The sequence below is a fragment of the Pseudoxanthomonas sp. Root630 genome (assembly GCF_001427585.1).
Classification (GTDB): Bacteria; Pseudomonadota; Gammaproteobacteria; order Xanthomonadales; family Xanthomonadaceae; genus Pseudoxanthomonas_A.
On sequence record NZ_LMGY01000017.1, the window covers coordinates 159,544 to 172,351 of the forward strand.

Genomic DNA, 12,808 nt, shown 5'->3' on the forward strand with positions numbered 1-12,808 from the left:
TCGCCGGCCGTTCCTTCGAAGGACCGGTGCACGCCTGGTGCGGCGCCCGAGGTGTGCTTCCTGCCGGCGCACCGCTGTTCCCCGACAGGAGATTCCGTGCTCACGCTTCGCCTGACTCTCGCGCTGTTCGTTTTCCTGCTGGTGCCCGGCGCGGCGGCGAAGGACGACGTCTCCGGCTACCGCTGGCGCAATGTCGCCATCGGAGGCGGCGGCTTCGTCAGCGGCCTGGTCTTCCATCCGCACGAGAAAGGCCTGCTGTACGCCCGTACCGACATCGGCGGCGCCTACCGCTGGCAGCCGCGCGAGCAGCGTTGGCAGCCGCTGATGGACTGGATGGGCCACGAGGACAGCGGCCGTTTCGGCGTGGAGAGCCTCGCGCTGGATCCGTCCGATCCCGATCGCCTCTATCTCGCCGTCGGCACCTATCTGCATGAGCGTGGGCAGGATGGCGTGATCCTGCGTTCCACCGATCGCGGCGCGACGTTCCAGCGCGCCGCGTTGCCGTTCAAGCTGGGCGGCAACGAACAAGGGCGCGGCAACGGCGAGCGCCTCGCGGTCGATCCGAACGACGGCCGCGTGCTGCTGTTCGGCACGCGTGCCAATGGCCTGTGGCGGAGCGACGACGCCGGCGCGACATGGCGCGAGGCATCGGGCTTCCCTGCCATCGCCAAGGCGAGGTCGGCGTGGGCCGCGGGCTGGCGCGACCTGCGGCCGGTGGGCATCGCGTTCGTGGTGTTCGATCCGGTCGATGGCGCGAAGGGCGCGCCGACGAAGACGATCTACGCCGGTGTTTCGACGAACGAGACCAGCCTCTACCGCTCGCGCGATGGCGGCGCGACCTGGCAGGCCGTGCCCGGCCAACCCGTCGGGCTGCGCCCCAGCCACATGGTGCGCGACGCGCGCGGCCGCTGGCTGCTGAGCTACGGCGACGAGCCCGGGCCCAACAACATGGCCGATGGCGCCGTCTGGCGCTTCGACCCCATCGCCGATCGCTGGGAGGACATCACGCCGGTGCGCCGCTCGAAGGCCGATGCCGGCTTCGGTTGGGGCGCCGTGGCGGTGGACGCGACGGATCCCGACATCATCATCGCCAGCACGTTCCGCCGCTACCAGCCGCACGACGATATCTATCGCAGCCTCGATGGCGGGCGCACGTGGACGGCGCTGTTCCCGCGTTCCGGCTTCGACCATGCCTCTGCGCCCTGGACGCAGGATGCCAAGCCCCACTGGATGGCCGACCTCGAAATCGATCCGTTCGATGCCAACCGCCTGCTGTTCGTCACCGGCTATGGCGTGTGGGCGTCCACCAATGCGAAGGCCTTCGACGCAGGCGCCGAGATGACGTGGCACTTCGAGCAGGCGGGCTTCGAGGAAACGGTGCCGCTGGCGCTGGCCAGTCCGCCGCAGGGCGCGCACCTGGTGAGCGGCCTCGGCGATGTGGACGGTTTCGTCCACGACGATCTCGATGTGTCGCAGCAGCGTTTCGCCGGCGTGCGCTTCTCCAATACCGAAAGCCTGGCCTTCGCCGGCCGCGCACCGCAGGTGATGGTGCGCACGGGCTACTTCCATAACCGGCCGGAAGGCGCGGTGCGCGGCGCATGGTCGAAGGATGGCGGCCGCACGTGGACGGCCTTCGCGACCGAGCCGGCCGATGGCGAAGGCGCCGGGCAGATCACGCTCGCCGCCGATGGCAAGCGCGCGATCTGGCATCCGCGCAATGGCGAGCACCATTGGATCACCGCCGACATGGGCGGGCGCTGGCAACCGGTGAAGGGCCTGCCGAAGACCGCGGTGGTGGAGGCCGACCGCGTCGATGAGGGCATCTACTACGGCTTCGATGCGATCAGCGGCAAGCTGTACGTCAGCGGCAACGGCGGCGTCGCCTTCGAGGAAGTGCGCGCGCCGGTAGGCGCGATCGGCGACTGGTACCGCGCCGAGATCCGGCCGCACCCGGAGAAGACGGGCGAGGCCTGGATCGCCGCGTCGTGGCGTGGACTGTTGCATCTCGCGCCCGGCAAGCTGGAGCGCGTGCCCGGCGTGGACAACGTCATGTCCGTGGGCCTGGGCAAGCCGGCGAAGGCGGGCGATGCGCCGGTGCTGTTCGTGTACGGCGAGGTGCGCGGGCAGCGTGGCCTGTTCCGTTCGGACGATGGCGGGCGCCGCTGGCAGCGCATCGATGATGACGCACTGCGATTCGGCGGCATCATCCGCCATGTGACAGGCGATCCCCGCCTGCATGGCCGCGTCTACTTCGGCACCGAAGGGCGCGGCATCTGGTACGGAGATCCGGAATGATTCGAGCTGTCCCGTTGTTGCTGGGCCTGTTGGCCATCCCTGCCGCGCAGGCGGTTGAGCTGCCCCGCCTCTTCGCCGACGGCATGGTCGTGCAGCGCGACCAGCCGGTGCGCGTCTGGGGCGAGGCCGCGCCCGGTGCGCGCGTGCACGTGACCTTCGCTGGCCGCGAGGCCACGGCGCAGGCCGCAGCCGATGGACGCTGGTCGCTGGCGTTGCCCGCGCAGACGGCGGGCGGTCCGCACGTGATGCGCATCGACGATGGCACGCAACCGCGCGTGCTGCGCGACGTGCTGGTCGGTGATGTGTGGCTGGCCAGCGGACAGTCGAACATGGAGTGGCCGATCGCGCAGTCCGCCGATCCCGAGGCAGAAGCCGCGCGCGCGACCGACCCGCAGATCCGCCATTTCAAGATTCCCAAGTCGTGGGCCGGCGAACCGCAGGCGCAACTGGAAGGCGGCGAATGGGTGGCGTCGTCGCCGCAGGCCGCACCGAAATTCTCGGCTGCCGCCCATTTCTTCGCGCGCGAGCTGCGCAAGGCTACCGGCGTGCCGATCGGCATCATCGACAGCACCTGGGGCGGCAGCCGGATCGAGGCCTGGACCGATGCCGCCACGCAGGGCGTGGATGCCGCCGCGCTGAAGGCGCAGGCCGAGCGCCTGCGCGCATCCGACGAGAGCGCACTGGTGCAGACGCGCGCCAACCTCGCGCACTGGAAGGCGGGTCCCGCCGACGACACAGGCTGGCAGGCTGCGGACTTCGATGCCCGCGACTGGCTGCCCATCACCGTGCCGTCGCTGTGGGAGAAAGCGGGCTGGACCGGCATGGATGGCATCGGCTGGTATCGCGCCACCTTCACCCTCACCGCGGCGGAAGCGAAGAACGGCCTCACCCTGGGCGTGGGCCGCATCGACGATTCCGACACCACGTGGGTCAACGGCACGCAGGTCGGGCAGACGCGCATGCAGTACAACCTGCCGCGTCGCTACACAGTGCCGGCGTCCGTTTTGCGCGCAGGCGTCAACCATGTCGCCGTGCGTGTTTCGGACACGGGCGGCGGTGGCGGCATCCATGGCCAGGCCGACGAAGTGTTCGTGCAGCCCGACGGTGCTGGCGCGCGTCCGCTGGCGGACTGGTCGTTCCGGCCGGCCAACGTCACCCTGGCGTTGATCGACGACAAGAACCAGCACCCCACGCTGCTCTACAACCGGATGATCCATCCGCTGCAGCCGTATGCCATTCGCGGCGTGATCTGGTACCAGGGCGAATCGAATGCGAACACGGTGGCGGATGCGCTGGAATACCGCACCCGGTTCCCCGCGATGATCCAACAGTGGCGCCGCCAGTGGCAGGCGCCCGACCTGCCGTTCCTGTGGGTGCAACTGGCGAACTTCTCCTCCGGCGTCGACCAGGGCGACCAGAGCCCGTGGGCGGTACTGCGCGAATCGCAGTCGGCCACGCTCTCGCTGCCGGCCACCGCGCAGGTGGTGACCATCGACATCGGCAATCCGGCCGACATCCATCCGCTTAACAAGCAGGACGTCGGCAAGCGGCTTGCGCTGGCGGCGCGGCACGTCGCGTACGGCGAATCGCTGGTCTATCACGGGCCGGTCCACACGCAGGCGGCGTTCTCGGCCGGCACCGCGACCCTCGCGTTCGATGGTGGCGGCAGCGCCCTCGCCGTGCGCGGAGGCGGCGCGCGTGTGCGCGGCTTCGCGCTGGCCGGTGCCGATCGCGTCTTCCATCCGGCCGAGGCCTCGCTTGTCGATGGTCGTGTCGTGGTGCGCAGCTCGGCGGTGAAGACGCCGGTGGCCGTGCGCTACGGCTGGTCCGACAACCCGGCCGATGCCGACCTGATCAACGCGGCGGGCCTGCCTGCCTCGCCCTTCCGCACGGATGCGTGGTGACCCCGGAATGCCTTCGATGATGCCCCACCGCCTGTTGCTCCTGTCGCTTGTCGCGTTGCTCGGCCTGGCCGCCTGCCAACCCTCCGGAAAAGGCGATGCGCCGGCCACGGCGAAGGGCGACGGCGCGGCCGATGCGTCCGGTGCCACGCCGATCCCGCAGATCCCGCAGATCGTCAGCAAGGACGGCCGCCATGCCCTGATGGTCGATGGCGCGCCGTTCCTGATCCTCGGCGCGCAGGTCAACAACTCCAGCAACTGGCCGCAGGCGCTGGACGACGTCTGGCCCGCCATCGACGTGGTCAAGCCGAACACGGTGATGGTGCCGGTGGCCTGGGAGCAGGTCGAAGCGAAGGAAGGCACCTTCGATTTCTCCTTCGTCGACGTGCTGCTCAAGCAGGCGCGCGAGAAGGACGTGCGCCTGGTGCTGCTGTGGTTCGCGACCTGGAAGAACAACGGCCCGAACTACGCGCCGGCCTGGGTCAAGCTGGACAACGGCCGCTTCCCGCGGGTCATCACCGCCGACGGCCGTACGCTGAACTCGCTGTCGCCGCACGCGCAGGCCACGCTGGACGCCGACCGCAAGGCGTTCGTCGCCCTGATGACGCACCTGAAGGCCGCCGATCCGCAGCGCACCGTCATCATGGTGCAACCGCAGAACGAGCCGGGCACCTACGGCAGCGTGCGGGATTTCTCGCCGCTGGCGCAGAAGGTGTTCGAAGGCCCGGTGCCCGACGCGTTGCTGAAGAAGCTCGGCAAGACGCCCGGTACGTGGCGCGAGGTGTTCGGCGCCGACGCGGACGAGTACTTCCACGCCTGGCATATCGCGCACTACATCGACCAGGTCGCCGAGGCCGGCAAGGCGGTCTATCCGTTGCCGATGCTGGTGAATGCAGCGCTGCGCGGGCCGTTCAATCCGGGCCAGCCGGGTCAGTACGCCAGCGGTGGCCCCACCGACAACGTGCTGGACGTGTACAAGGCCGCCGCGCCGCATATCGACGTACTCGCGCCCGACATCTACATGCCGGAGTACACGCACTACACGACGGTACTCGATCGCTACTCGCGCCCCGACAACCCGTTGTTCGTCGCCGAGACCGGCAACCGCGAGGAATACCCGCGCTACTTCTTCTCCGCCTTGGGCGAACAGGCCATCGGCTGGTCGCCGTTCGGCATCGACTACTCGCGCTATTCCAACTGGCCGCTCGGCGCCAAGCACCTGGACGAGAAGGCGTTGGAGTCGTTCGCGTTGAACTACGCCATCGTGCGGCCGGCGGCGCGCGTCATCGCGCAGGCGAGCTTCGAGGACAAGGTGCGCGGCACCGCCGAGCAGCCCGGACAGGCCGTGCAGACGGTGAAGATCGACGACCGCTGGAACATGGTGGTCACCTACGGCGTGCCGCAGTTCTGGTTCCAGGGCGAACCGCCGGGCAATCCCGAACCGATCGGCCGCGCGCTGGTGGTGCAGCTGGGGCCGGATGAGTTCCTGGTCGCCGGCGCGCATGCCCGCATCAACATCAATGCCGCCGATCCGGCCGTTGCCGCACGGCAGATCTACGAGTACGTCGATGAAGGCACGTTCGTCGACGGCAAGTGGGTCTTCCGGCGCCGCTGGAACGGCGACCAGACGGACTACGGCCTCAACTTCTCCAGCGTCCCGCAGTTGCTGCGGGTGAAGCTGGCGACCTACTGATCGATCCGCGGACCGGCCGTGCCGGTCCCAGAACCCGGGTGCCCACGCGCCCGAACGAGGAGCAAGCGATGGGTTACTTGAAGACGTTGACGGTGCCGCTGCTGGCCCTGGCCGCAGCGGGCGCCAACGCCGCAGGGCAGGGCGCCGTCGAGAAGATCGACCATGGCGTGATCGTGCGGCCGGCGGATGCCGCCGCCGCCGACGTGAAGGTCGAAGCGGTCGCGCCGGGCATCCTGCGCGTGATGGCCGATCCCGATGGCGATTTCGCGCGCACGCCCAGCCTGATGCGCGCGAAGACCGGTGCGCCGCCGGCGGTGAAGGTGGGCGAATCCGCCGGGCAGGTGACGGTCAGTACGCAGGGCATCTCGGCGAAGGTCGATGCGCGCACGGGCCGGGTCAGCTTCTTCGACGCCGACGGCAAGCCGTTGCTGGCCGAGCGTGCGCGCAGCTTTACGCCGACGAAGGTCGAGGGCAAGGATTACTACAGCATCCGCCAGCGCTTCGATTCATCCGATGACGAAGCCTTCTACGGCACCGGCCTGCACCAGCAAGGCTGGATGAACCTCAAGGGCCGCGATGTCGAACTGCTCCAGCACAACATCGACAAGGCGATTCCCTACCTCGTCTCCACGCGCCACTACGGCATCCTGTGGGACAGCAACGCGATCACCCGCTACGGCGATCCGCGCGGCCTGCAGCCGCTGGGCGCGTCGCTGGACCTGTTCGACGCGCAGGGCAAGCCAGGCGCGCTGACGGCGCGCTACACCGTCAACGGCAAGCAGGTGGTCGAGCGTCGCGAAAGCGAAGTGAATTACCAGTACATCAAGGACCTGGCGAACTTCCCGGCAAAGGGAAAGAACCTCGCCACCGGCGGTCGCAGCGACGTGGTGTGGGAAGGCGAGATCGCGGCGCGCAGCGACGGTCGCCACACCTTCTCGTTGTACAACAGCGAGTACGCCAAGCTCTACATCGACGGCGAGCTGGTGCTCGACCGCTGGCGCCAGAACTGGAACCCGTGGCACCACGAGTTCGCGCTGGAGATGAAGGCCGGCCAGCGCCACACGGTGAAGCTGGTGTGGGATCGCATCGAGCCGTCCTACATCGCGCTGCTGCATCGCGATCCGCTGCCGGCCGACGAAGCGAAGGACCTGTCGATCTGGTCCGAGGCTGCGCAGGCCATCGACTACTACGTGGTCGCCGGCGACGACGCCGACCAGGTGCTGGCCGGCTACCGCACGCTGACCGGCAAGGCCGTGCTGCTGCCGAAGTGGTCGTACGGCTTCTGGCAGAGCCGCGAGCGCTACAAGACCCAGGCCGAACTGACCGGCGCGCTGGACGAGTACCGCAAGCGCAAGCTGCCGATCGACGCCATCGTGCTCGACTGGTCGTACTGGCCGGAAGACGCCTGGGGTTCGCACGATTTCGATGCGAAGAACTTCCCGGACCCGGACGGCATGGTCGACCACGTCCACGACCAGCATGCGCAGATCATGATCTCGGTGTGGCCGAAGTTCTATCCGACCACCGCGAACTACAAGGAGCTCGACGCCGCCGGCCACATGTACCACCGCAACGTCGAGGTCGGCGAGCTGGACTGGATCGGCAAGGGCTACCTCAATTCCTTCTACGACCCGTACTCGAAGGAAGCGCAGGACATCTTCTGGCGCCAGGTCAACGGCAAGCTCAACGCGAAAGGCTTCGATGCGTGGTGGCTGGATGCCAGCGAGCCGGACCTGCACAGCAACATCGACATCGGCGAGCGCAAGGCGCGCACCACGCCGACGTCGCTGGGTCCGTCGGTGGAGTTCTTCAACTCGTATCCGCTGGTGCATTCGGAAGGCGTCTACCGCGGCTCGCGCGAGCAGGATCCCGACAAGCGCGTCTTCATCCTGTCGCGTGCGTTCTTCGCAGGCCAGCAGCGTGCCGGTGCCGCGTTCTGGAGCGGCGACATCGTGCCGCGCTGGGACGACCTGCGCGAGCAGATCTCCGGCCTGGTCAATGCCTCGATGGCGGGCGCGCCCAACGTCAGCTTCGACATCGGCGGCTTCTCGCCGGAGAAGCGCTATGAGAACAAGGACCCCGCGCACCTGGCCGAGTGGCGCGAACTGAGCCTGCGCTGGTTCCAGCACGGCGCCTTCGTGCCGATCTTCCGCCTGCACGGCCAGTTCCCGTACCGCGAGATCTGGGAGATCGCACCGGAAGGCTCGCCGCACTACGACAGCTTCGTCCACTACCTGAAGCTGCGCTACACGCTGCTGCCCTACATCTACACGCTGGCCGGCGATACCTACCACCAGGACGGCACCTTGCTGCGCACGCTGGCGATGGACTTCCCGTCCGACCCCAAGGTGCGCGACATCGCCGACCAGTACCTGTTCGGCCCCGCGTTCCTGGTCGCGCCGGTGACGACGTTCAAGGCGACCACGCGCCCGGTCTACCTGCCTGCGGGCACGAGCTGGATCGACTTCGAGACCGGCAAGCGCTACGACGGCGGACAGACGATCGAAGCGGCCGCACCGCTGCAGCGCATGCCGCTGTTCGTCCGTGCCGGTGCCATCGTGCCGCGCACCGTGGTGCAGCAGTACGTGGACGAGAAGCCCGATGCGCCGCTGACCATCGAGGTCTACACCGGCGCCGACGGCACGTTCTCGTTGTACGAGGACAACGGCCGCAGCTACGGCTACGAGCGTGGCGAATCCAGCCGCATTCCGTTGGCGTGGAACGAGAAGACCGGCGAGCTGCGGATCGGCGCGCGCGAAGGCCGCTATCCCGGCATGGTCGCGTCGCGCGACGTGCGGGTGCGCTTCATCGACGGTCCCCGCGCCGATGCCGGCGCGCTGGAGCCGCAGGGCGACGTCACCGTCCGCTACGACGGCAAGGTGCAGGTCGTGCGTTTTCCCCGCACTGCACGATGACAGGCGCGTGGTCGGGCGGCACCATGGTAACCGGTAGACAATATCTGTCCGGGAGGGCCGGATGATGCAGTCCCCGCGCCCGGGCACGTCGCCGGTCGCCGTCGACGCCGGGCCACGCGATCCCGCGCGCCGCACGCTGTTCAAGGGCGTGGCGGCGGGTGCGGTGGTCGCGGCATGGCCGGGCCGGTCCGATGCCGTCGTGGCCGGTGCGACGACGGCGCAGGACCTGCGGCTCTGGTATCGCCAGCCGGCGCGGGTGTGGGTGGAGGCGCTGCCCGTCGGCAACGGTAGGCTCGGTGCGATGGTCTTCGGCGGCGTGGCGCACGAGCGCCTGCAGCTCAACGAGGACACGCTGTACGCGGGCGGACCGTATTCGGCGGTGAATCCGAAAGCGCGCGAGGGGCTGCCGCAGGTACGCGCGTTGATCTTCGCGGGTCGTTACGCGGAAGCCGCCGCACTGGCCGACGACACCCTGATCTCGCGGCCGGTGAAACAGATGGCCTACCAGCCGCTGGGCAACCTGTGGCTGCAGTTCGACCGCCTGGACGGCGTGGCCGACTACCGGCGCGAGCTGGACCTCGATGCCGCCGTCGCGCGCACCACGTTCCGCGTCGGCAACGGCGTACACCGTCGCGAGGTATTCGTCTCGCCGGTCGACCAATGCATCGTCGTGCGCTACACCGTCGAAGGCGGCGACGCGATGATCGGCCGGATCCGCACCGGCAACGAACATGCGACGACCACGCGCGTCGTCGATGGCGGCTGGCACGTCAGCGGCCGCAACGTCGGCAAGCACGGCATCGAAGGCCGCCTGCGCTTCGCCATCCGCGTGCAGGTCGCGCACCGCGAGGGCCAGCTGCGGGTGGAGCAGGACCAGATCGCCTTCGATGGCGTGCGCGAACTGGAGCTGCGCATCGTCGCGGCGACCAGCCATGTGGCGCACGACGATGTCAGCGGCGATCCCGACGCGATCACCGCCACGCAGCTGGCACAGATGAAGGGCAAGGCGTTCGATCGCGTGTTCGCCGAGCATCTCGCCGAGCACCGTCGGTTGTTCCATCGCGTGCGGCTGGACCTGGGCCGCACCACCGCGGCGGACCTGCCGACCGATGAGCGCATCGCGGCCTTCGAGCAGGGCGACGATCCCGCGCTGGTGTCGCTGTACCACGCGTACGGACGCTACCTGCTGGTCTGCAGTTCGCGGCCGGGCAGCCAGCCCGCCAACCTGCAGGGCATCTGGAACGACCTGATGGATCCGCCGTGGGAGAGCAAGTACACGGTCAACATCAATACCGAGATGAACTACTGGCCGGCCGAGCAGAACGGCCTGGGCGAGTGCGTCGAACCCTTGCAGCGCATGCTGGAGGAACTGGCGCAGACCGGCGCCGGCGTCGCGCGCGACATGTACGGCGCTGGTGGCTGGATGCTCCATAACAACACCGACCTGTGGCGCGCCGCCACGCCGCCGGATGGCGCACGCTGGGCGTTGTGGCCGACCGGTGGGGCGTGGCTGCTGCAGGCGCTGTGGGATCGTTGGGACTACGGGCGCGATACGGATTACCTGAAGCAGGTCTGGCCGCTGTTCAAGGGCGCCGCGCAGTTCTTCGTCGACACGCTGCAGGACGATCCGCAGACCGGCCACAAGGTCACCGTGCCGTCGCTGTCGCCGGAAAACGAACATCCCTTCGGAGCGGCGATCTGCGCCGGTCCGACGATGGACGCGCAGATCCTGCGCGATCTGTTCGGCCAGTGCATCGAAGCGGCGCGCGTGCTCGGCGTGGACGCCGATTTCGCCGCGCGCCTGGCTGCGCTAAGCGCGCAGCTGCCGCCCAACCGGATCGGCAAGGCCGGGCAGCTGCAGGAATGGCAGCAGGACTGGGATATGCAGGCGCCCGAGATCCACCACCGCCACATCTCGCATCTCTACGGCCTGCACCCGAGCGCGCAGATCAACCTGCGGGACACACCCGAGCTCGCGCGCGCCGCGCAACGCACGCTGGAAATCCGCGGCGACGAGGCCACCGGCTGGGGCATCGCGTGGCGGCTGAACTTCTGGGCGCGCCTGTGGGATGGCGAGCACAGCCTGAAGATCCTGCGCATGCTGCTGTCGCCGCAGCGCAGCTACCCGAACCTGTTCGACGCGCATCCACCGTTCCAGATCGACGGCAATTTCGGCGGCGCCGCCGGCATCGTCGAGATGCTGGTGCAGAGCTGGGGCGGCTCGATCTTCCTGCTGCCCGCGCTGCCGTCGTTATGGCGCGACGGTGCACTCGAAGGCGTGCGCGTGCGCAATGCCGCACGCCTGGACCTCACCTGGAAGGCAGGACGGCTGGCGCACGCGACGCTGAACTCGGACAAGGGCGGCCGCTACGCGTTGGTCCACGCGGACCAGGCGCTCGACATCGAACTCGCCGCCGGGGCGTCGGCCACGGTGCGGCTGCGCAATGGCGCGCTGGTGCGCGCATGAAGAAGGAAATGGCATGAACCTTGTCGCCGGCATCGATGCAGGCACGCAGAGCGTGAAAGTGGTGGTGTACGACGCCGCGGCGCGTGCGATCGTGGCCAGCGCCAGCGCGCCGCTTGGCCTGACCAGCGGCGACGATGGCAGCCGCGAACAGCATCCTGGCGATTGGGTCGCCGCGATGCAGACGTGCTTCGACCGTATCGATCCCGCCATGCGTGAGCGCATCTCCGCGCTGGCGGTCTCGGGCCAGCAGCACGGCTTCGTGCCGGTGGATGCCGCTGGCGAAGTTCTCGCACCCGCCAAGCTGTGGTGCGACACCAGCACCACGGCYGAGTGCGCGCAGATCATGGACGCCGTCGGCGGTGCGGCACGCACCATCGCCCTGGCCGGCAATCCGATCCTGGCCGGTTACACCGCCTCGAAGCTGCCGTGGACGAAGACGCATCGTCCCGACGCCTATGCCCGGCTGGCGACGATCCTGCTGCCSCACGAYTACCTCAACGTCGTCCTCACCGGCGAGCGCTTCTGCGAGTGGGGCGATGCCTCCGGYACGGGCTGGCTCGATGTGCGCACCCGCACGTGGTCGAAGGAGCTTTTGCGCGCGACCGATGCGGACCGCGACCTGGCCGCGTGYCTGCCGCCGATCGCGSCGCCCGAYGCGCTGTTCGACATCGATCCCGCCACGGCGGCGCGACTGGGGGTGCCCGCCACGGTGAAGGTCGCCGTCGGCGGCGGCGACAACATGATGGCGGCCACGAGTGCGCGCAGATCATGGACGCCGTCGGCGGTGCGGCACGCACCATCGCCCTGGCCGGCAATCCGATCCTGGCCGGTTACACCGCCTCGAAGCTGCCGTGGACGAAGACGCATCGTCCCGACGCCTATGCCCGGCTGGCGACGATCCTGCTGCCGCACGATTACCTCAACGTCGTCCTCACCGGCGAGCGCTTCTGCGAGTGGGGCGATGCCTCCGGTACGGGCTGGCTCGATGTGCGCACCCGCACGTGGTCGAAGGAGCTTTTGCGCGCGACCGATGCGGACCGCGACCTGGCCGCGTGCCTGCCGCCGATCGCGCCGCCCGATGCGCTGTTCGACATCGATCCCGCCACGGCGGCGCGACTGGGGGTGCCCGCCACGGTGAAGGTCGCCGTCGGCGGCGGCGACAACATGATGGCGGCCATCGGCACCGGCTGCGTGGAAGAAGGCCGCCTGGCGATGAGCCTGGGCACCTCGGGCACGCTGTTCGCCTACTCGGATACGCCCGTCGTCGATCCTGACGGTGCCTGGGCCGCGTTCTGTTCCTCCACCGGCGGCTGGCTGCCACTGATCTGCACGATGAACTGCACCGTGGCGACCGAACAGGTGGCCACCCTGTTCGGCTTCAGCACGCGCGAGGGCGATGCCCACCTGCAGGCCACGCCGCCMGGYGCGGATGGGCTGGTGATGCTGCCCTTCCTCAACGGCGAGCGCACCCCGGACCTGCCGCACGGCAAGGGCGTGCTGGCCGGGATGGACCCGACCAACATGACCCCGGCGCATT

At 68.9% G+C, this 12,808-nt stretch carries 5 protein-coding genes and 2 pseudogenes; all 7 read left to right on the forward strand.

Annotated features, from left to right (window positions below):
- Positions 1-96 precede the first annotated feature (96 nt).
- Positions 97-2,295 carry a cellulase gene (locus tag ASD72_RS15475; protein WP_155944679.1) on the forward strand — a complete coding sequence of 733 codons (2,199 nt, stop codon included), beginning with the start codon at positions 97-99 and terminating at the stop codon, positions 2,293-2,295.
- A complete protein-coding gene (locus ASD72_RS15480) occupies positions 2,292-4,199 on the forward strand; it encodes a sialate O-acetylesterase (RefSeq protein WP_056880854.1) in 1,908 nt (635 codons plus the stop codon). Before ASD72_RS15475 ends, ASD72_RS15480 begins: the two co-directional genes overlap by 4 nt.
- 16 nt (positions 4,200-4,215) lie before the next feature.
- The gene (locus tag ASD72_RS15485) at positions 4,216-5,889 is read left to right on the forward strand and encodes a DUF5597 domain-containing protein (protein WP_056881071.1); all 1,674 of its coding nucleotides are present in this window, start codon (positions 4,216-4,218) and stop codon (positions 5,887-5,889) included.
- 68 nt (positions 5,890-5,957) lie between these two features.
- Entirely contained in the window at positions 5,958-8,804 is a 2,847-nt protein-coding gene (locus ASD72_RS15490) for a TIM-barrel domain-containing protein (RefSeq protein WP_081420412.1), read from the forward strand.
- 64 nt (positions 8,805-8,868) lie between these two features.
- Complete coding sequence (locus tag ASD72_RS15495) at positions 8,869-11,271, forward strand: glycoside hydrolase family 95 protein (protein WP_081420413.1); 2,403 nt, start codon at positions 8,869-8,871, stop codon at positions 11,269-11,271.
- A gap of 13 nt (positions 11,272-11,284) precedes the next feature.
- Positions 11,285-12,022, forward strand: a pseudogene (locus ASD72_RS15500) (FGGY family carbohydrate kinase); the annotation flags it as partial.
- Between the two features lie 2 nt (positions 12,023-12,024).
- Positions 12,025-12,808, forward strand: a pseudogene (locus ASD72_RS15505) (FGGY family carbohydrate kinase); the annotation flags it as partial.

Excerpts from the sequence above, each read along its gene's own strand:
- ASD72_RS15495 (WP_081420413.1), top strand. The coding sequence starts at position 8,869 with ATGCAGTCCCCGCGCCCGGGCACGTCGCCGGTCGCCGTCGACGCCGGG.
- ASD72_RS15490 (WP_081420412.1), top strand. The coding sequence starts at position 5,958 with ATGGGTTACTTGAAGACGTTGACGGTGCCGCTGCTGGCCCTGGCCGCA.
- ASD72_RS15485 (WP_056881071.1), top strand. The coding sequence starts at position 4,216 with ATGATGCCCCACCGCCTGTTGCTCCTGTCGCTTGTCGCGTTGCTCGGC.
- ASD72_RS15480 (WP_056880854.1), top strand. The coding sequence starts at position 2,292 with ATGATTCGAGCTGTCCCGTTGTTGCTGGGCCTGTTGGCCATCCCTGCC.